The following is a 22489-nucleotide window of genomic DNA, read 5'->3' on the forward strand; positions in this document are numbered from 1 at the left end:
CTATGTTTCTAAAACCTTTATTAACTTCTATCAAAAATAGTTATTATCTTGTGTAGCAAACACTTCAAATTCTATTTAATAAGTCTCCTAAAATTTATTTTAATATGAGAAAATTATTACTTGCTACTCTAATAACCATGGGAAGCTTTGCTGCTTTCACACAAAAAATCAAAATCGAGTCTATCCCGGGAACTCAGATTGTTGATTATGCACCAACACCTGAGCAAGCCAAAGAACGTGTTTTGCCAATGGGATATACCGAGATGATGAAAGCAAAACTAGAAGCAGATAAGAAAATAGCTGCCAATATTCGAAAATCCTCCACTCAAACAGCTAACTTTCAAGTTTTTTACGAGCAAGGTTCCAATCTATCAGCCGAGGTAAAAAGTGTTTTTGAAAGAGCTGCCGCAACATGGGCTAATGCTCTAAATTCGGATGTGCCTATTAAAATTTTAGTACGCTGGCGGAGTCTAGCCTCTGGTGTATTGGGGTCGGCTGGTGCGTCAACTTATTATCGTAATTTTCCGGGAGCAGCCAAAGCAGGTACTTGGTATCCAATTGCCCTTGCAGAGAAAATGGCAAGAAAAGACCTTAATGGTACTGATCAACCAGATATTGTTGCTACTTTTAATTCTGACCGTACCGACTGGTACACTGGGGAATCGACTCCCACTAGATTACAATATGACCTGTATTCGGTTGTATTACATGAATATGGTCATGGACTTGGTTTTATAGGTACTTTCGGAGCAAGCGATACTGTAGCTGGTTGGGGAAGTGGTAGCTTTGTAGGTTCAGCAGGAATTTTTGACAACTTCATTGTTAATAGTACAGGTGTATCATTGATTGACTCTACTACTATCGAAAATTTTTCTGCGGCTCTTCGTAAAGAAGTTGTAGGAGGCAAACTATTTTTAAATAGCCCTTCAGCGACAAAAGCGAATGCTAACAAACAGGCTAAATTGTACGCTCCTACTACTTATAGCGCGGGTTCTAGTATTTATCACGTAGATCAAGCTACTTATCGTATCGGCGACCCAAATGCTTTAATGACACCTTCTATTGCAGCTGGTGAATTAACGCGTGAAATTGGACCCATTGTATTAAACCTATTTGCAGATTTGGGTTGGATAAGTAGCTCTATCACCCATGACCCCTTGACTGATAATGAAGATACGAGCAAAGACTACATTTTTACGGCAAAAGTATTGGGAGATACTGCTATAAAAGATGGTTCAGTAAAGTTGTATATGACTACTACTAATAGCATTGCAGATGCCAAAGAAGTACCACTTACCAAAGCAGGCAATCAATATTCATATACATTACCAAAATCAACAGAGAGACGAAAAATTAGTTATTACTGGCAAGGTGAAGACTTAGCAGGTAGAAAATTAGCTACGCCCGCAGAGGCGCCATTGAGTCCTAAAGGTTTTGCAAATTATTATCAGTTTACCATTGGAGCAGATACTGTAAAACCTGTTATATCTTATACCAACAATATTTTTTCAATTTACAATACTGATACAGAGATAAATCTTCCAGAAGGTCAAGCCTATGATAACATAGGTATTGACAGTGCTTATGTAGAATATTATATCAATGATGTAAAACAAACGCCCATTATATTGACCTATACTACTAACGATAAAACCATTACTTTTAATGGTAGTTTTAAATTTACATCGACTCAATTTAAAGGGAATGATGTAGTAAAATATCGCATCGTAGTAAAAGATAAAGCTAAGGCTAAAAATACACGTTTCTCGCCTGAAACTGGTTTCTATGAATTTAAAGTCTTGAAATTATTTCCTGCAGTAAATACTTACATCAATAATTTTGATACGTCGCCAGCAGCGCCTGATGATTTTTATCTAAAAGGTTTTACTTTCTCAAAACCCACAAACTTTACAAGCATTGCTTTAAACTCTGACCATCCTTATAAAAATGGTTCAGAAGAGACATTTGAAGTAGATGGAAATTTATTTACCAATTATATCGCTCAATTACTGAAACCAATTACTTTAAGAAGCGATACTGCTAAAATCTACTTTGATGAAATAGTACTCGTAGAACCTGGTGCAGATGGTGCAGTTTTCCCTGATAGAGATTTCTTTGATTATGTGGTAGTGGAAGGCTCTAAAGACAATGGTAAAACATGGCAGTGGTTCCAATCAGGTTGGGATTCAAATGATGACCCTGACTGGAAAAAAGCTTGGGCGTCTTTAAATTTGGATAAAGATCAAAATTCAAAGGTAGTCGGCACGCCTAGTCTTTTTAGAAAAAGAGAAATAGATATGCTAACTTCTGGGGATTTCAAGGCGGGTGATAAGGTCTTGGTTCGTTTTAGATTGTTAGCTGACCCTCTTGCTTATGGATGGGGATGGACTGTCGATAACTTGAATATACAAGGGCCATCGGGCAAAGCTGTGATAGTAACGCCAACTGTTTTAGGTAATGAACCAACCAGTACAATTGAAGTAACTATTTCTCCAAACCCTTCACCTAATGGTGAATACAAACTAAAAGCGAGCTTTGCTAAAGCGACAAAGAGTGTAACCATTAATGTTGTAAATATCTTTGGGGTATCTGTCTTTAACGAACAGCATACTAATTCGGGAAATGAGTTTAACCATACTATTAACCTAGCGAATCTTTCAAATGGTTATTATCTTTTGAAACTTCAAACAGAGCATGGAATGATTAATAAAAAAATAGTTTTAGCTAAATAATTTTTTAAAAATAATTAAAACGAGCCTTTTTGTGTATTCAAAAAGGCTCGTTTTTGTTTTGTTACATAACAATTTTTTACAAAAATGTTATAAGTCGAAACGCAATACCTTATCTTTGCCAAGATTTTGCATTTCCTAGAAATGTATTAACCACAATTATATATTGAAACAAAAGGCTTTCAATCATTAACATTCGAATCTAGCAATCATAAAATATGTCTTGGTTTACCAGAAAAGATAAGGGTATTTTAACCCCTACCGAATCAAAACGTGAAGCTCCAGACGGGCTTTGGTATCAATGCCCATCTTGCAAAAAAGCAATGCACACTCGTGAACATAAGTTGTTCTCTTACACTTGTTCAAACTGCAATTATCATGAAAAAATTGGCTCTCAAGAATACTTTGAGATTCTTTTCGATCAAACAAAATATACAGAATTGGATGCAATGCTTTCTTCAGGCGACCCGCTGGAATTTGTAGATACCAAACGTTATCCTGATCGTATTAAAGCTACTGAAAAGAAAACAGGCTTGAAAGATGCCGTTAGAACGGCACATGGTAAGATAAATGGCATCGAGATGGTAGTTTCTGCAATGGACTTTTCATTTATTGGAGGTTCAATGGGCTCTGTAGTAGGTGAAAAAATTGCTCGTGGTATCGACTATGCTCTTGCACACAAAATTCCATTCTTAATGATTTCTCGTTCAGGAGGTGCAAGGATGATGGAAGCTGGGTTCTCGTTAATGCAAATGGCGAAAACTTCTGCAAAATTAGCTTTATTAGCCGAAGCGGGTATTCCTTATATTTCTTTATTGACTGACCCAACAACTGGAGGAGTAACGGCATCTTATGCCATGCTCGGAGATTTTAATATCTCTGAACCGGGGGCTTTGATTGGTTTTGCTGGTCCAAGAGTTATTCGTGAAACCATCGGTAAAGATTTACCAAAAGGTTTCCAAAGTGCAGAATTCGTATTAGAACATGGATTCCTTGATTTTATCGTAGATAGAAAAGATTTAAAAGATAAGCTTTCATCTTTATTAGGAATGTTGGCGTAATAGCTTTAAGCCTTGAGCGATGAGCTTTGAGCAAAAAAGGGGTTGTTGATTTTGAATCGACAACCCCTTTTTTTGTTTCTTGTTTTTAATGAATATATTATCTATTCTATCTCTTAAAATATTTAAAACGGCATTAGACAATTATTTACATAAATCTCATATCTGTTTTTTGCATTTTTTTAATCTCTGCTTTATTATGTAAAACACCATGAATCAGGGCAATTAATCTATAAAAGTCATCTTCAGCTTTAAGCTGTTCCGCTACTTTTCCACAGCCAGTTATTGTTGAAACATTTTTGCTTTCTCCTTTATATACAATATGGAGCTTAGTTTCAAATGAAGGTAACATTGAATATGATTTCATATCACATTCAAATGAATTAGGAAATTCTAGAAAATCATAATTTACAAACGAATCATAAATCTTTTGTTTTTCTTCTTTCGTCAAATGAACAGTTACAGAAGAATCCCCTTTCATGTATTGTCTAGAATAAACCCCTGTTTCTGAATCAAAAGTCGTAATTTCATCCTTCAAGACAAATGAAAAATCATTAGGAATTTCTTTATCATATTGATTACTTTTACAGCCATAAATCAGTAAATTCATAATAGCAAGTAGTGTAAATGCTTTGGATATTTTTAATAGTGTGTACATTAGAATCGTAGAGATTAGGGTGAAGTTATTCTTATTAAACACACAATTTAATCTTTTCAAAAAATCAATACAACAATTGTATCTATAAAAAAAACATAGCATGACTTTGAAGTCATGCCATGTGTAATTTCTCAAAGCTCATTGCTTATCACTCAAAGCTAAAAAACTACATTCCCCCCTTTTTACAGCAAGATGGTAATTTTTCATAGCCTTTTGCATTGGCGGTTACTTCGTCAGCATCGTATCCTACATCTGCAATAGCTTTTTTAATTTTTTCTACCGATGTCTTCTTTGGGTTGTACGTTACTGTTACAATCTTTTCTTTACTCTCAATATTCAGATTAGATTCTGAAACTCCTTTGGTAAAGGCTAATTTTTTCTCGATACGCTCTTTGCACATTTCGCAAATGGCAGAAGTTTTAATTTTTACTGTTTCTGTTTTAGGCGTTTCCGCAAATGTAAGCACTGAAACTAATAAAAGGATTAATGCTAAGATGTTCTTTTTCATGTTGTTGTTTGTTTTATTGATTGATTATTTTGTTAAAGTATATTTGTTTTTATGGCATTTTAAAGTCTAATTCAACTTTTAAATTATATCTCATCCAAGGCTTTTCTTGTGTGATATTGTGCCTCCTTGAAACGGCTAGGCGTCTGGCCCATTACTTTTTTAAACTGATTCGATAAATGTTGAACGCTACTGTAATGCAATTGGTCAGCTATTTGACTTAGTGTTAATTCATCATAGACTAACAATTCCTTGACTCTTTCTATTTTCTGAAAAATGAGGTATTGTTCAATCGTTTTTCCTTCAATTTCCGAAAATAAGGTACTCAAGTACTTATAATCTCTGCCCACACGTTCAGCAATCAGAAAAGATGGTGTTATTTTATCAACACTGTCGTCTCCTTGATAAATCATCTCAATCACTACATTCTTTATTTTCTCAACAATTTTCTTTCGTTTATCATCCAATAATTCAAAACCTATATCATTCAATTTTTGAGCCAAAGTAGTTTGTGTATGTTCGTCTAAATCTTGTTGAATGATAACTTCGCCAAGTTCAATCTGTTCTACCTCAATATTCAGTTGTGTAAGGATTTGGTTTACGACCATCTTACAGCGATCACAAACCATATTTTTGATATATAACTTCATCGCTCTTATTTAATTTTATAACGCATCCCCACATACACCATTCGTCCAATAACGGGTCCCCATACCATTGAAGCATCAAAATTCTTTCCGAAAGGGTCGTTCGCTGCAATAATAGGATTGCTCTGTGTAAAGTTATTGAGATTTTCGCCTCCAACATACATTTCCCATTTCAAGAATGCCTTCGTTACTTGTGCATTAATATTTGAAAAAGCAGGAGCAAATACCGATGGAGACGTCACAGAATGCACATGTCCTTCGGCAGTGTCAGGAATCCTACGTCTGCCATTCCATTGCCAAGTAAAATCTATTTTCCATTTATTATAAGGCAAGGCATAAGCGATGTTGAATAACACCCGTTCGCGGTTAACAAACTGTTTTGGTAATAAAGTAAGCTCTCCCGCTGGAGTCAGCACGTCATTTTTAACATCAAATAAGCGATAAGCTAATTTAGTTTCGATACGTTTACTGGGTGCAAAATTTACTTCTGCCTGAAAACTGTTCGAGAACGAACGCCCTTTTAAATTATAAAAACGGACTAAATCAGCATTTTCCATATCTACGATTAATTGATTTTGGAAGTTCGTTCTATAGGCATCTAAAATGATTGTTCCTTTCTTTCCAAAAAGATAAAAATCGTTACTCAGGCTCGCTCCAAAATTCCAAGATTCTTCTGGTCGGATGATTTCAGGTACAACCAATTGTCTTGAATTCACTAGCATTCCAAAATTTTCGGCAATCGCATTTGGCATTCTCCAACCTTTCCCTGCGCTAAGACGTAGGTGAAGGTCAGATGTAATATCATATTTAGCATGTATTCTAGGTGTAAACCTAGTACCATACAAATTATGAAAATCTACCCTTCCTCCTACTACAAGCGTTAATTTTTCAGGAATGGTTTCTGTATATTCTACAAAAACACCCGGTACAGATTCTGTTCTTTTAAAGGTTGAATCTAAGTACTTTTCATTGTAATCATCCAACAGGTAACTTATTCCTGTTTTATATTGGTGGTTGGTATTGCCTAGTATATTTTGATAAATTAAATTGGCATATAAGCTCTTTTGAGTACCTGTATAGTTTTTAAACCCAAAATACGACTGGTTATCATGGTACAAACCATTGATAATAAGCCCTAAGCCTTGATAAGGCTTAGTTTGATATAGCTTGGCAGTTTTACTAAAAAACTCATAACGCTTTGTGGTACTTCCAAAACCATAAGCGTTTGGCGTATTGCGGTCTGTATCTGGGTTAAATTTTACTTGTCCTCCTAAGCGGTCTTCATACAATGCTTTTACGCCAAACGAAGCCATCATTTTATCACTTTGGTACTTCCAGCGATTAATGGCATTGTATTGGGTATAAAGTGGTAAATCTAAAAACCCATCTTTGTTTTTATCCAATTTAGTCTGCAAAGTACTCCCATGCGTGAGTAAAGCAACAGACCATTTTTCGTTGATTTTATTGGCTAAAGTAAGATTGATTTCTCCTCTACCCTGACTATTCAGGTAGGTGTTCAAATACAATTTTTCAGCAACATCTGGTTTAGCCAATTCTACATTCAATGCTCCCGTCATAGACTCATAACCACTTATTACTGAACCTGCTCCTTTGCCCACATCGATTGAGGAAATCCAAGTGCCAGGAATATAGTTTAGTCCGAAAGTACTGTTCAAGCCCCGAATAGCGGGAATGTTTTCAACATTCGTTTGGATATAATTGCCTGATAGTCCTAATAATTGAATTTGCTTTGCACCCGTTACAGCATCAGCATAACTGACAGACACCGACGCATTGGTTTCAAAGCTTTCAGACAAATTACAACAAGCGGCCTTGGCAAGGGCTTTTGAAGTAATGATTTCGGTATGAATAGGGTTCATTCTATCCATAGCACTAGCCTCCGCTTTTACTACAACTTCAGATAAATTCGCATTCAAGGGGGTAAGATTAATCTCTAAGAAGTCTAATGAATGTACCATCAGCGTATCGGTTTTATACCCGACAGAACTAACGATTAGTTGATGGTTTTGAGATTCTTTACTGATAGAGAACTCTCCTTTTTCATTGGTGGTGGTTCCTCTTGGGGCATTCTGCCAACGGAGGGTAGCACCGATGATGGCTTCTGTTTTGCCATCAGATTTTTTCTCTTGTACAATGCCTCGAACGGTTTCACCACTCTGAGCAAATAATGGCGAAAACAACACTACATTGGTGATTATCAGCATAAAGAGCCTAGAGAATATTTTTGAAACTATAATAGAATTCATGATTTTTCATATTAAAATATTAAAACGACCGAAGTTTTTGAGTTATCAACACAATTAGATAACGCAATACCCCAAAAGATAGCGTTTGATATTCCAAGAAAAATCAAATAAGAAAGGACTGAATAAAGATAAGGCGGAGTCGTCCAAATAAAGGGGGGGCGGTATTATAATAATGAGAGATTTTGAAAGAAACAGATTGAGCTACCCACGTAAAAGTATAAAAAATGGGTGTTTCAATTATCCATGCTAAAGAAGGAATTTTATAGTCTATAGTAATTCCCTGTGATGCATTTGGCGTGATTTTATAATGAGTAACTGAATCTGAACAACATTTAGCTCTTTTGATACTAAGCTTTGATGAATGTTCTGTCATCTTAGCTTTTTTAGCACAACAACTACGCTTAGGCTGAGAAAGCATATAATTGCTTTTTCCGCTTATTTTACAAAGATGCTCATACATAGCAAATCCAACGCTTGCGAAAAGCACTTGGAAGGCCATCAAAAGGCAAAATATGCGTATGAGTACTTTTTTCATAATTGCTTTAAAAGTAAAGCTTTCAGTCGTCGGCAATCAGCTTTCGGCTAAAATATTTAAAGAAAATGTCTTTGTATCTAATGTTAAATCTTACTGTAAAACAAACACTGATAGCCGACGACTGAAAGCCGAGTGCTAAAAGGACTCACAAAGATACGTATTTTCAACATGATAAGTATTTATATTAGTTTCTGATTATGTTGCATAATTTTCCGATTTGCTACCTAAAATTAAATCCATCCTACAAAACACATTATCCACCCCTAAAAAAGACATTCTGTGTATAATTATAGCTAATATCAGAAAATATCCATCACCTTTGATTCACAATGATACGGAAATTAAATATCGAACTCTTGTTTTGGATTAGTGGATTAATCTGGTTGTTTCTTGATAATCCACACGAAAATCATTTTAGTTTTTGTCCGATAAAAAACTTAGGATTTTCATTTTGTCAGGGTTGTGGGTTAGGTCATGCTATTTCTTTTTTATTTCATGGAAATTTACAACAATCATTTGACAGTCATCCACTTGGAATTTTTGCCCTAATCGTGATTATTGCCAGAATTTTCACTTTACTAAAATATACTTACCAACATTTAAACTTAAACATACAAGAAAATGACACCCAACATAATGATGATGCTTTCGAACCTTGAGGCTGAGGAAGCAATGTTTATCCAAAGTTTAATCAAAGATATGTCTGAAGACCAACAAAAAACCTTCATCATGATGTATCAAAACAAACGCAGGGATACTACCCTTATTTTGATAACAACTGTAATTGGTTTCTTTGGTTTTGCAGGTATTCAGCGTTTTTTAACTGACCAAATCGGAATGGGGATTCTGTATTTCTTCACAGGTGGTTTGTGTTTTATCGGTACCATTGTAGATTTAGTGAACTACAAAAGCTTGGCTTTTGAGTACAATCAAAAGGCCGCTTATGATACATTACACATGATGAAAACTTGGCATTCATAAAACTATACGTTGCAGGATTGTTTTTTCAAAAAAATCCCCTAAATTCCAGCGAATTTGAGTATAATCTAGTTTAGCTATACTCTTTAATTCTAATTCAGGACTTTTAAAAAACTATGGGAAAAACTTTTTCACGCCGAGCGGCTCTACAGGGAGTCGGTGCGGTAACTGCAACCATGCTAACTTCTTCGCTCAGTAATCGAATTGAAGCGGCAGACACACAGATAGGTGCCGCATTGAAAGGTCGAGTAAATCACTCTGCTTGTCGTTGGTGTTATGGCTCTATTCCATTTGAAGACTTGTGTAAGGCAGCCAAAGATATTGGTATGCAAAGCCTTGAGTTGACAGGCCCTTCGGAATGGGAAACTTTAAAAAAATATGATTTAACATCAGCCATCGGGTGGCCAGAAGGTAACCAATGGGGAAATGGAATGGGCTTAACGAGCTGTTTCAACAATGTAAAGAATCATGATGCACTAGTGGCATTATATGAAGATTTGATTCCGAAAGCAGCTAAAGCAGGTGTTAAAAACTTAATTACGTTTTCTGGAAACAGAAATGGATTAAGCGATGAGGATGGACTAATCAACTGTAAGAAAGGTTTACAGAGAATCATGAAAACAGCAGAAAAACATGATGTAACCATCACGATGGAGTTGCTGAATTCAAAAGTAAACCACAAGGATTATCAATGTGACCATACTGATTGGGGTGCGGCTTTATGCGAAATGGTTGGTTCAGATAAATTCAAATTACTTTATGATATTTATCACATGCAAATCATGGAGGGCGACGTAATTGCAACGATTAAAAAATATCATCAATATATTTCGCATTACCATACAGGTGGTGTTCCGGGTAGAAATGAAATTGACGATACGCAAGAATTGTATTATCCAGCTATTATGAAAGCTATTCTTGATACTGGTTATAAAGGATTCATCGGACAAGAGTTCATTCCTGCAAAATCTGATAAAATCGCTTCCTTGAAACAAGGTGTTTTAATTTGTGATGTATAGTTATAAGTTATAGTATAAATGAAATAGCCTTTTAATTCACATGTGAATTAAAAGGCTATTTCATTTATTGTATCAATTTATATTGAGCAATGACAACTCGAAACTCATCACTGCTCTATTGCGTTACTACTACTTTCTTTATTCTTTCAAAACTATCTGTTTTGAGTTTGATAAAATAAATATTTCCTATTGAACCGTTCAGTTTAATGGTTCTTGGCGTATCAAATTTATTGACATTAAATGTCTCAATCAGTCTTCCATCCATTGTATACACTGACACATCAGCACCTATCAAATCTTCAACTACCTGAATCGTAATATCACCCGTAGTACTTGGATTAGGATAAACGTTCATTCCTTCAAAAGTTAAATCCTGCGTATATTTATACACTAATGATGGTTGTGAATAACATTGCAGTTTACCACTTGGCAAAGCAACTTGGCTATATACTGTACTTGCCTGTACTTGATAATCACCATCTTTTTTCACTTTGATGGTATTGGTAATAAAGCTTTTCTGTTCTTCTCCGTTATATTTCCAGATATAGCCACTTTCGTCACCAGAACTTTGAGCGATTAAAAAGAAAGCACCAGATTGTGAAATCACTGGCGTAGTAGGAAGCGAACGGACATCTACTGTAATAGCATTTGATGGCGCCGACAAACAGAAGTTTTTATCTTCTACCCTTGCAAAATAACTCCCTGATTTATTTACTGAAATAGTATTGTTTGTACCATTCCCTAGCGAATCGTTGGTACTTTTATACCAATAGGCTTTATTAGTATTTGCAGTCGCTAAGACAGTACTGCCACCATCACAAAAAGTAAGATTCCCCGTAGCACTAATTTGTGGTGTCGCTGGTAATGGATACACACTTAAAGTAATGGGCTGTGATGATTTTGAATAACATGAAAAAGCACTAACAGCTTGTACTGTTACATTGCCAGCATAATTTACCGTAATAGTGCTAGCCGTACTATTCGAAATACTCCATTTATAACTACTTGCCTGTACTCCTATCGCTGTTAAAGAAACGCTTTTGTCAGCACAAAAAGGATTGGCTCCTCTCAGGGTGATAGATGGTGCAGCTGGTAGTGGATTGACCGTTGTTTTGATGGTATCCGAACTCGCTACAGATTTACATCCATTCGTATCAATTACGGCTACTCCTATGCCATTAGCTTTTTTCCATGTAAATGTTCTACCGCTGATACCACTTTGTAATAATCCATCGACTGTCCATTGATATACATTTTTCAATCCATTGGTAGTAGTTGTTGGCAAACTTGCTTCTAATAAAGTGCTGTCGCCATCACAGAAAATCTTTGGTCGTACTATTCTCAATGTTGGTTTCGCAGGCAATGGATTCACGGTAACTTTCAATACTTTTGAATAAGCCGAAAAGCATCCAAAGGTATCTCTTACTTTTACAGCATATCTTCCCGACGTATCAGTTGTAATAGCTCCTGTAGTGGCAATCTCTTTTTTAGTATCTTCATCTCTCCAGCTATATCTATCCACATTTCCATTTGCTATTAGTGCTCTTAATGTGGCTGTTCCTCCTTTACAGAAAGTAGCAATAGGCGACGCCAAGATACTAGCAGGTTGTGGTGCTTCACGCACAGATACTTTTACACTTTTTGAAATCTTAGAAATACATTTCTTCACACTAATCGCTTGTACAGCATATTCTCCTGCTTCTCCAACTATTACAGATTGAGTTTTACCAAAAACAATACTACTTCCTATATTCGTCCACGTATATTCATTACCTATTACCGAAGACGAAAGTGTAACGGTTGAGTCTGGACAGAAGATTAATGGTCCATTTGCTACAACTGTTGGTGTAGCAGGTAAAGGGTTGGCAATAACTGCAACAGGGTCGGAAGCATCTTTTGATTTACAACCTTTGTCAGAAACAGCAACGACTGAAATGGTCTTTGATTCCTTAACAATAATTTGCCCATCATTTTGGTTGGTACTCCAAATATATCCTGAAGCAGTTGATGAGCGCAATATAGTAGAATCGCCATCACAAAACTCCGCAGGGCGGATAATTGAAATGGTAGGTTTAGCTGGCAACGGATTTACCGTAAGCACTGTAGCGACAGATGGTTTAGAAGTACAAGTATTAGCATCGGTATAAGTAAGGCTATAACTTCCTGCTGAGCTAACGGTAATACTCTTTGTTTTGCTACCAGTATTCCACGTATATACGCCAGTGCCTTTATCTCTGGCTGTTAAAGTTTTGCTTTCAAGCTCACAGATACTTACTGCTGTTCCTTCATCTATAATTGGTGCTGTTGGATTTGGATTGACAGTAACCAATTTAACATCTGAGGCAAGCGATACACATCCATTCGCATCTTTAGCTTTTACGGTATAAATCCCTGTTTTGGTAACTACCAATCCCACTGCTTTTGAAGTAGTGGTATCTATTGCAGTGGTAGAACTCCAAACGTTAGCATTAGTCGTATAAGATGAAGTCAGTGTCACATTTCCACCTTCACAAAAAGTTGTTACACCGCCAGCAGTAATCGTTGGCTTTGCAGGAATAGAAGGAAACAGTTGCAACGTATAGCCTGTAGAATAGTCAGAAACACAACCCACTGAATTTTTTAGAGCAACCGTATAAGTATAGTTACTGCTTCCATTAGCCGAAGAAGTATCTCGCCCCGTTACTGTAATGGCACTACTGGTAGAGCCTGTGAGCGTTTTACTTCCGACAATCCAACTATAAGACGTTCCTCCACTAGTCGCTTTTAGAATACGAGAGTCTGTTCCACATACTAGTGTTATGCTTGTGTCGGGGGTAATAGTAGGCTTAGCTGGCTTCGGAGAAACTTTCAAACTCACCGCCGTAGAAGCATCAGAAATACAACCAACTGAATTGATTAAAGCTACGGTATAACTATATGTTCCTGCAGTCGTTACATCATTTCCTGTAACCAACAAGGTATTTATTTTAGAATTTGGCAATTCTGTAATATCTCTTTTCCAAACATACGATGTTCCGCCACTCGTTGCTGTAAGCGTTTTAGTACCTACACCACAAATGGCATTGGTATCTACTGCAGCAATAGACGGTTTTGTGGGCTTAGGAGAAACCTTTACTCCCACCGCTAAAGAAGTATCAGAGATACAACCTACTGAGTTTTGAAGAACAACTTTATAATTATAAGTACCCGCTACAGAAACATCATTTCCTGTAACGGTCAAAGTATTGGTGGTTGATGATAATATAGTAGCATCTCTCTTCCAAGTATAGGTACTACCATCAGCGGTTGCTGTCAATGTTTTAGTACTTACTCCACAAACCGCATTGGTATCAGGAACAGAAATTACAGGTCTGCTAGGCTTCGGAGAAACTTTTAGTGCAACTGCCAACGAAGTATCAGAAGAACAGCCTACCGCATTGGTAAGCACTACTTTATAATTGTATGTACCAGCTACTGAAACATCCGTTCCAGTAACGACTTGTGTATTTATTGTTGAGCTAAGTATCGTATTATTTCGTTTCCATAAATAACTTGTTCCACCACTAGTAGCGGTTAATGTTTTAGCATCTGTTCCACAAATTAAATTAGGAGTAACTGGTGTAATTACGGGTGTTGTTGGCTTTGGAGATACCTTTAAGCTCACCGATACAGAGGTATCGGAAACACAGCCTACTGCATTTTGAAGTACTACTTTATAATTATATGTACCTGTCGGGACATCAGTTCCAGTAACTGTTAGCGTGTTTGTTGAAGCACCAAGAATCGTAGCATCTCTTTTCCAAGTATAACTAGCGCCTCCTGTTGTAGCCGTTAATGTTTTTGAGTCTGTTCCACAAATTAGATTAGGCGTAAGCGGGGTAATTACTGGCGTTGTGGGCTTTGGAGATACTTTTAAGCTCACTGCCGTACTTGTTGATGTACAACCTGTAACACTATTCGTGGTAGATACGGTATAGGCATAAGTACCAGCTGTAGTTACCGAACTGCCTGTAACGGGTAAAGTGGCTGTTGTAACTGTTGTAGAAACGCCATCTCTTTTCCAATCATAATTGGTAGCTCCACTGGCTACAATATTCCTGCTACTTACTCCACAAATCGCCGTTAGGACATCACTAGGTGGTGTAATAGTAGGGGCCGTTGGCACAATCTGTGTTACCGTAAAAGCACTTACTACAATATATGAACCAATCGCAGTTTGCTTTACTTTGGCGGTATAAGTTCCTGTAGATGCTGTGTAGGTTTGTGTAGATGCCACCAAAACATTACTTGCATTGTACCATTCATAAACGGCATAGCCACTAGGAAGCGTAAGTTGAGACGTACCTAAGCCAGTACAGTTATAAACACCCGTTGCCGTAATAGTAGGCGTTTGAGCAGACGATATCGTAAATGATAAGATTAACCACATCATTAAAAGATATGAACAGCTTTTTTTCATAATTATCATGTTGATATAATTACCATCGATTGCGGTAATGTATGAAGATGAAACAGGTAAAGTCATCTACATTCAGCCCTGAAGCTAAATGTAGATGATAAAGGTTAATTTACTCAAAATCAATTTCTGTAGACTCTTCTGGACTTTCACTTTCAATAACCTCAGGCTGTGCATTCTGTAAAGTTGTCCATAATAAATCTTTCAATTCTGTCAGACCTTGTTGCATCACTGACGAAATCAAGACGTAAGGGATGTTATCAGGAATCTGCTTTAAAATTCTGGCTTTGTCTTCTTCATCTGGTACTAAATCCATTTTAGAAATAGCCAAAATTCTTTCTTTATCCAACAAAGCAGGATTGTATTTTTTTAATTCATTCAGGAGTATAAGATACTCTTCTTCAATATTTTCTACAGAAGCTGGTACCATAAACAACAAAATAGAATTTCGCTCGATATGTCTTAAAAATCTGGTTCCTAAACCTTTTCCTTCCGCTGCCCCCTCAATGATTCCAGGAATATCAGCCATGATAAATGATTTGAAATTACGATAAGCCACAACCCCCAAGTTTGGAACAAGGGTTGTAAAAGGATAATCTGCAATTTCAGGAGTAGCCGCAGACATTACAGAAAGCAACGTAGATTTCCCCGCATTCGGGAAGCCCACCAAACCAACATCTGCTAATACTTTAAGTTCTAATACAACCCACATATCTTCGCCTATTTCGCCAGGCTGAGCATAATGTGGAGCTTGATTCGTTGATGATTTAAAATTGGTATTACCTAAACCGCCTCTTCCACCTTTTAACAGAATTACCTCTTCGCCATTTTTGGTAACTTCTGCTAATACCTCTCCTGTTTCAGGGTCTTTTACGATTGTTCCCAATGGAACGTCAATAATTGCGTCTTCTCCTTGAAGCCCAGAACGGCGTCCGCCTTCGCCACCTTTTCCGTCTTTAGCAAAAATATGTTTTTGGTATTTCAAGTGGAGCAAAGTCCAGTGTTGCGAGTTCCCTCTTAATACAACGTGTCCTCCGCGGCCGCCATCACCACCATCTGGACCACCTTTAGGTACGTGTTTTTCACGACGGAAATGGCTTGAACCGCTTCCTCCGTGGCCCGAACGGACGTTAATTTTTACGTAGTCAATGAAGTTGGATGCCATGATATTTAATTATTATTGATTGATTTAAAATGGGTAATTCGCAGAACTATAAAATCACTACAAATTACCCCATTTTAAATTATTTTACTGCATCAATTGCAGTACAGATATTAGTAAAAATTTCTTCGATATTTCCGATTCCGTTTACTTTAGATACTTTGCCTTGTGCTTCATAATAAGGTAATACGTGGACTGTTTTCGAGAAGTACTCGTCAATACGCTTCAACAATTTATCAGCATCGTCGTCTGCACGACCCGACACTTTTTGTCTTTCAGCAATTCTATTTTTAATTTCCTCTTCAGTCACATCTAACTGAACTACGCCATTGATTTTTTGTCCATTTTTGGTCAAATATGCATCTAATGCCTCTGCTTGAGGCACAGTACGTGGAAATCCATCAAAGATAAAACCTTTTGCTTCAGGATTGTTTTTTACTTCTTCTTCTAACATATCAATCGTCACTGAATCAGGTACTAAAAGCCCATCAGCTAAGATTTGTTTCACGCGCTGCCCGAGTTCAGTATTATTAGAAATGTGCATGCGAAACATATCGCCTGTAGAAATATGAACTAACTGATACTTCTCAATTAATTTAGCTGACTGTGTTCCTTTACCTGCACCCGGAGGGCCGAATAAGACTAGATTTAACATTGGTTATACCGTTATTTTTAAAGTTCTTAATAGTTGTTTTGTTATAAGACTACAAATTTACTAGAACCATAGTGAAATATCCGCTAAATGTCTGATAATTTAGCAAATGAGGTATAGATGAACATAAATTAAAGGCAATATCCAATGATAACCGCGAGTAGAGTTTGCTAGTTTTTTGCTTATTTTTGTTAAAATTGATTTATAAACAGAATCCCAAATAATAATGCTCAATGTTGCTCTTATTGGTTTTGGCTTATCTGGCAGATACCTCCAAGCCCCATTTTTCTCGGTAAATCCTAATTTCAATCTTAAAACGATTGTTTCAAATAGTCAGAATCCTAAAGATTTCTTCCCCGATGTACAGGTGGCGAAAAGTTTAGAAGAAGTTTTAGCAGATACTTCTATTGATTTAGTTAGTATTTGTTCTCCTAATATTACGCATTATGAATTTGCAAAAAAATGCTTGTTAGCCGATAAACACGTGTTGGTTGAAAAACCTTTTACTTCTACTGCAACCGAAGCCGAAGAATTGATTCAATTAGCTAAAGAACGAGGTAAAGTTATTTCTGTTTATCAGAATCGTCGTTTTGACAGCGATTTCATGACTGTCAAAAAAGTAATTGAAGATGGCTTATTAGGAGATTTATTGAGCTACGAAGTACATTTCGACCGTTATAAACCCATTTTGAATGCCAAAAAATGGAAGGAAACTAACAATCCAGCGAATGGTATTTTATATGATTTAGGATCTCATATCATCGACCAAGCGATAGTACTTTTTGGAGTTCCACAACAGGTGTGGGGCGAAACTTGTACTGAAAGAGAAGGCTCTGAAATTGATGATTCTTTCGATATCAGGCTTAACTATGGTAAACTAAAAGTTACTTTAAAATCAAGTTTACTGGTTCGTGAAGAAGGTCCAAGATATATTTTGTATGGAACAAAAGGTTCTTTTGTAAAGTACGGAATTGATGTACAGGAAGACCATTTAAAGGCAGGTATTATGCCGAATATGGATGCCTTCGGAATTGAATCTGAAAGTAATTCGGGCATTATCAATACAGATATTAATGGTTTACATTTCCGAGGAACTATTGAAACCATGAAAGGCGATTGGGGATTACTTTTCCAAAATCTTTACGAAGCCATTACTGGAAAAGCTGAACTACTGATAAAACCAGAAGAAGTATTAGAGCAGATTAAGATTATGGAGCAGATTAAGAGGTATTAGTGATAGGCTTTCGGGTGTCGGTCTTCGGGTATCGGTTGCAGAGAATTAAGGCTTACTTTAATAGCAGATGGTTGCTCCCATGGCTGGTCTCCCGACCAGTCCATTTTCCTGTGTGAACCTGTGGACTGGTCGGGAGACCAGCCACTGAATAAAATAGTCTAGAATCTTATATCTTTTGTCTTTTAGTCTTCAAGTCCAAAAATCCTAAAGTCCAAAAAAAAGCCCTCTGAAATGAATCAAAGGGCTTTTTTTATATTGCTACAAAATTAGATTACACAATCCAACGAGCTTTACGATAGCCTCCAACCTTTTCTTGAGCTTTGGCTTCTTTAGCTGTTTCTACTTGTTGTAATTCTTCTTTAGAAGTAATCACGTAATCAGCATATTTACGAACACCCGTACCCGCTGGGATTAAGTGACCAACAATTACGTTTTCTTTCAAGCCATCTAATGTATCAGCTTTAGCACGGATAGATGCTTCAGATAATACTTTCGTTGTTTCTTGGAAAGAAGCCGCAGAAATGAATGAGTCAGTTCCTAAAGATGCTTGAGTGATACCTTGTAAGTTTGGTTGAGAAACTGCTGGTGAAGCATCACGTACTGTAACAATCTTCATATCACGACGTTTCAATGAAGAGTTTTCGTCACGTAAAGCACGAGCTGAAACAATCATACCCACTTTCATTTTCTCAGAATCACCTGCATCCATTACCACTTTCTTATCCATGATTTTATCGTTTTCCTCACGGAATAAGAATCTATCAACATTTTGTCCGTTCAGGAACATTGTATCTCCAGATTCAACGATGATTACTTTCTGCATCATCTGACGAACGATAGCCTCGATGTGCTTATCGTTAATCTTCACACCTTGCAGACGGTAAACGTCTTGGATTTCATTTACTAGGTACTCTTGTACAGCAGTTGGTCCTTTAATAGCCAAAATATCTGAAGGCGTAATAGCACCATCTGAAAGTGGTACACCAGCACGCACAAAGTCGTTATTTTGAACAAGGATGTGTTTAGACAACGGCACCAAGTATTTACGTTCGCCACCATCTTTGGCACGTACATAAATCTCACGGTTACCACGTTTGATACCTCCTAAAGTAATAACACCGTCAATCTCAGAAACTACCGCTGGGTTAGATGGGTTACGTGCTTCAAATAATTCAGTTACACGTGGAAGACCACCCGTAATATCACGTGTTTTACCAGCAGCACGAGGAATTTTCGCCAAGATTTGTCCTGGTTTAATTTTCGTTTTGTTTTCAACTGATAAACGAGCCGCTACTGGTACGTTATAAGCTACTGGTTCGTCAGCACCTTTTACGTTCACCAAGATAGCAGGGTTTTTAGTCTTATCTTTCGATTCGATAATTACCTTCTCACGTAAACCTGTTTGCTCATCGGCTTCTTCCTTGTAAGTAACATTTTCTTCGATAGCATCGAATTGAATAGTACCTTCAACTTCCGATAAGATTACAGCATTATATGGATCCCAAGCACAAATTTCTTCTCCTTTAGTAATCGTCTGTCCGTCTTTAACTCTCAAATAAGAACCGTAAGGAACGTTATTTGCGATAAATACTTGTTGAGGATTATTAGCATTCAAAATTTGAACCTCACCTGAACGACCCATTACAATTTCAACTGGTTTTCCTTCTGGGTCAACAGAAGAAACTGTACGCATCTCTTCAAATTTAATAATACCGTCGAATTTAGCTTTGATAGCTGCATCTAACGTTACGTTTTGAGCAGTACCCCCAACGTGGAATGTACGAAGTGTAAGCTGCGTACCTGGTTCACCGATTGACTGTGATGCAATTACACCTACAGCTTCACCAATACCTACCATTCTACCTGTTGAAAGGTTACGTCCATAACATTTAGCACAAACACCATAACGCGTTTCGCAAGTTAATACCGAACGAATTTCGATTGAATCAATCGCAGTATCATCTACAGAAAGAGCTGCCTCTTCGCTGATTTCTTCACCTGCTGTGATTAACAATTTACCCGTAACAGGATCATATACATCATGGATAGAAACACGCCCCAAGATACGTTCTGACAACGGTTCGATGATTTCCTCATTATCTTTCAATGCAGAAGTCTGAATACCTCTTAAAGTACCGCAGTCATCTTCATTTACGATTACATCTTGAGCAACGTCATGCAAACGACGAGTTAAATAACCCGCATCGGCAGTTTTCAAGGCTGTATCCGCAAGACCTTTACGCGCACCGTGCGTAGAGATAAAGTATTCAAGTACGTCTAGACCTTCCTTAAAGTTAGAAAGAATTGGGTTTTCAATGATTTCACCTACCGAACCTTGTAAGTTCTTCTGAGGTTTCGCCATCAAACCACGCATACCACCTAACTGACGAATCTGTTCACGAGAACCACGGGCTCCAGAGTGCATCATCATGTAGATGGCATTGAAACCTTGTTTATCGTTTTCCATTTGATTCATCAACGTATCAGTGATTTTCTTGTTCACTGACGTCCAAATGTCAATTACAGCGTTATAACGTTCGTTATCTGTAATTAAACCCATCAAATAGTTATCTGTTACTTCAGATACTCTATCTTTTGCTTGCGCAACAAGGGCAGCTTTTTCTTCTGGAACGATGATATCACCGATACCCATTGAAAGACCGCCTTTGAATGCCATTTGGTATCCTAAGTCTTTAATATCATCTAGGAATTTCGCAGTACGAGCAACACCAGAGATTTTAAATACTGTAGCAATGATTTGTTGCAATTTCTTCTTAGTCAACAACTCATTGATATATCCTACTTCTTCAGGAACACAAAGGTTAAATAATACACGGCCAGCAACAGTTTTCACCATTTCAGAAACCAATGTACCATCATCTTTACGAACAACTGCTTTTACTTCAATATTAGCATGTTTAGAAACAACACCTTCGTTCATCCCGATTACAACTTCCTCGAAACCGTAGAACTTCATGCCTTCACCTTTCACTTCATATTCTGGTGTATGTCTACGTCCTTTTGTTACGTAGTATAAACCAAGAACCATATCTTGCGAAGGTACAGTGATAGGAGCTCCGTTGGCTGGGTTCAAGATATTGTGTGAACCTAACATTAAAAGAGATGCTTCCAAAATTGCTTCTTGTCCAAGTGGTACGTGTACCGCCATCTGGTCACCATCAAAATCGGCGTTGAATGCCGTACAAGTTAATGGGTGCAATTGGATTGCTTTTCCTTCAATCAATTTAGGTTGGAATGCCTGAATACCCAAACGGTGAAGCGTTGGAGCACGGTTTAGAAGAACAGGGTGTCCTTTCATTACGTTTTCCAAAATATCCCACACTACTGGGTCTTTTCTATCAACAATTTTCTTGGCAGATTTTACCGTTTTCACGATACCTCTTTCAATTAATTTTCTGATAACAAATGGTTTGAAAAGCTCGGCAGCCATATCTTTAGGCAAACCACATTCGTGCATTTTCAATTCTGGACCAACCACAATTACCGAACGACCAGAATAATCGACACGTTTACCTAGTAAGTTCTGACGGAAACGTCCTTGCTTACCTTTCAACATATCTGAAAGTGATTTCAAAGCACGGTTACCTTCTGAACGAACAGCGTTGATTTTACGCGAGTTATCGAATAATGAATCGACAGCTTCTTGTAACATACGTTTTTCGTTACGTAAGATTACCTCAGGAGCTTTGATTTCAATCAAACGCTTCAAACGGTTGTTACGGATAATTACACGACGGTAAAGGTCGTTCAAATCCGATGTCGCAAAACGACCACCATCTAAAGGTACAAGCGGACGCAATTCTGGTGGAATTACTGGTACCATCTTGATAACCATCCATTCTGGCTTGTTCTCGATACGAGTACCCGCCTCACGGAAAGCTTCAACTACTTTCAAACGTTTCAAGGCTTCAGCCTTACGTTGTTGAGAAGTATCGTTTGCAGCCGAGTGACGTAAATCATAAGATAAGTTATCTAATTCAGTACGTTTCAACAACATATCCAACGCCTCAGCACCCATTTTAGCAATGAATTTCTGAGGGTCTTCGTCTGGTAATAATTGGTTTTCGCGAGGTAACTTGTCGATAATGTCCAAATATTCGTCTTCTGTTAAGAAGTCCATTTTGTTTACACCATCTTCAGCTTTTACCCCAGCTTGAACTACTACGTATCTTTCGTAATAAATTACTTGGTCAAGTTTTTTCGTAGAAAGACCTAACAAATAACCAATTTTGTTTGGTAAACTACGGAAGTACCAGATGTGGGCTACAGGCACAACTAACTCGATGTGTCCCATACGCTCACGACGTACTTTTTTCTCAGTAACTTCTACACCACAACGGTCGCAGATGATACCTTTATAACGAATACGTTTATATTTCCCACAGTGACATTCCCAGTCTTTTGTAGGGCCGAAAATACGCTCACAGAACAAACCACCCATTTCTGGTTTATAAGTTCTGTAGTTGATTGTTTCCGGTTGTGTAACTTCTCCGTGTGATCCTTCAAGAATCGACTCAGGTGATGCCAATGAGATGGTTACCTTAGAGAATTCACTGTTCAATTTTCTATTCTTTTTGAATGACATATAA

The 22489-nt window shown here is 37.3% G+C and carries 15 protein-coding genes; 6 read left to right on the forward strand and 9 right to left on the reverse strand.

Going from position 1 to position 22489, the window contains the following annotated elements; translation table 11 throughout:
* Window positions 1–104 precede the first annotated feature (104 nt).
* Window positions 105–2732 (forward strand): T9SS type A sorting domain-containing protein, encoded by a 2628-nt coding sequence (locus VB264_RS02590; RefSeq protein WP_323246499.1) that lies wholly within the window; start codon window positions 105–107, stop codon window positions 2730–2732.
* Between the two features lie 215 nt (window positions 2733–2947).
* Window positions 2948–3790: an acetyl-CoA carboxylase, carboxyltransferase subunit beta gene (gene accD / locus VB264_RS02595; protein ID WP_323246500.1), complete on the forward strand. Its 843-nt coding sequence runs from the start codon at window positions 2948–2950 to the stop codon at window positions 3788–3790.
* Between the two features lie 145 nt (window positions 3791–3935).
* On the opposite strand, the gene VB264_RS02600 is transcribed toward accD, so the two are convergent.
* The 5 genes from VB264_RS02600 to VB264_RS02620 form a co-directional block, all read right to left on the reverse strand.
* Window positions 3936–4445 (reverse strand): hypothetical protein, encoded by a 510-nt coding sequence (locus VB264_RS02600; protein WP_323246501.1) that lies wholly within the window; start codon window positions 4443–4445, stop codon window positions 3936–3938.
* Window positions 4446–4611: 166 nt separating this feature from the next.
* The gene (locus VB264_RS02605; RefSeq protein ID WP_309913075.1) at window positions 4612–4953 is read right to left on the reverse strand and encodes a heavy-metal-associated domain-containing protein; all 342 of its coding nucleotides are present in this window, start codon (window positions 4951–4953) and stop codon (window positions 4612–4614) included.
* Between the two features lie 83 nt (window positions 4954–5036).
* Window positions 5037–5600: a helix-turn-helix domain-containing protein gene (locus VB264_RS02610; RefSeq protein ID WP_323246502.1), complete on the reverse strand. Its 564-nt coding sequence runs from the start codon at window positions 5598–5600 to the stop codon at window positions 5037–5039.
* A gap of 5 nt (window positions 5601–5605) precedes the next feature.
* Window positions 5606–7864 carry a TonB-dependent receptor gene (locus VB264_RS02615; protein WP_323246504.1) on the reverse strand — a complete coding sequence of 753 codons (2259 nt, stop codon included), beginning with the start codon at window positions 7862–7864 and terminating at the stop codon, window positions 5606–5608.
* Between the two features lie 103 nt (window positions 7865–7967).
* Window positions 7968–8399, reverse strand: coding sequence for an HYC_CC_PP family protein (locus tag VB264_RS02620; RefSeq protein WP_323246505.1), 432 nt, complete (start codon window positions 8397–8399; stop codon window positions 7968–7970).
* A gap of 329 nt (window positions 8400–8728) precedes the next feature.
* Here VB264_RS02620 and VB264_RS02625 point away from each other — a divergent pair, with 329 nt between their 5' ends.
* From VB264_RS02625 to VB264_RS02635, 3 genes are all read left to right on the forward strand, one after another.
* On the forward strand, window positions 8729–9058 hold the full coding sequence (locus VB264_RS02625; RefSeq protein WP_323246507.1) for a DUF2752 domain-containing protein: 330 nt from the start codon (window positions 8729–8731) through the stop codon (window positions 9056–9058).
* Window positions 9021–9380: a TM2 domain-containing protein gene (locus VB264_RS02630; protein ID WP_309913091.1), complete on the forward strand. Its 360-nt coding sequence runs from the start codon at window positions 9021–9023 to the stop codon at window positions 9378–9380. Before VB264_RS02625 ends, VB264_RS02630 begins: the two co-directional genes overlap by 38 nt.
* Before the next feature lie 113 nt (window positions 9381–9493).
* Window positions 9494–10396 (forward strand): hydroxypyruvate isomerase family protein, encoded by a 903-nt coding sequence (locus tag VB264_RS02635; RefSeq protein ID WP_323246509.1) that lies wholly within the window; start codon window positions 9494–9496, stop codon window positions 10394–10396.
* Between the two features lie 115 nt (window positions 10397–10511).
* Here VB264_RS02635 and VB264_RS02640 read toward each other — a convergent pair whose 3' ends face one another.
* From VB264_RS02640 to VB264_RS02650, 3 genes are all read right to left on the reverse strand, one after another.
* Window positions 10512–14834 carry a T9SS type A sorting domain-containing protein gene (locus tag VB264_RS02640; RefSeq protein WP_323246510.1) on the reverse strand — a complete coding sequence of 1441 codons (4323 nt, stop codon included), beginning with the start codon at window positions 14832–14834 and terminating at the stop codon, window positions 10512–10514.
* Window positions 14835–14943: 109 nt separating this feature from the next.
* Window positions 14944–15999, reverse strand: a complete 1056-nt coding sequence (gene obgE / locus VB264_RS02645; RefSeq protein ID WP_323246703.1) for a GTPase ObgE — start codon at window positions 15997–15999, stop codon at window positions 14944–14946.
* A 76-nt stretch (window positions 16000–16075) separates the two neighbouring features.
* Window positions 16076–16648, reverse strand: coding sequence for an adenylate kinase (locus tag VB264_RS02650; RefSeq protein ID WP_309913098.1), 573 nt, complete (start codon window positions 16646–16648; stop codon window positions 16076–16078).
* A 223-nt stretch (window positions 16649–16871) separates the two neighbouring features.
* Between VB264_RS02650 and VB264_RS02655 the strand changes: the two genes are divergently transcribed.
* The gene (locus tag VB264_RS02655) at window positions 16872–17879 is read left to right on the forward strand and encodes a Gfo/Idh/MocA family oxidoreductase (RefSeq protein WP_323246513.1); all 1008 of its coding nucleotides are present in this window, start codon (window positions 16872–16874) and stop codon (window positions 17877–17879) included.
* 271 nt (window positions 17880–18150) lie between these two features.
* Here the strand turns inward: VB264_RS02655 and rpoC are convergent, their stop codons facing one another.
* Window positions 18151–22485, reverse strand: a complete 4335-nt coding sequence (gene rpoC / locus VB264_RS02660) for a DNA-directed RNA polymerase subunit beta' (protein WP_323246515.1) — start codon at window positions 22483–22485, stop codon at window positions 18151–18153.
* Window positions 22486–22489: the final 4 nt, after the last annotated feature.

Origin of the sequence: Arcicella aquatica (assembly GCF_034928825.1) — a bacterium.
GTDB classification, from domain to species: domain Bacteria; phylum Bacteroidota; class Bacteroidia; order Cytophagales; family Spirosomataceae; genus Arcicella; species Arcicella aquatica.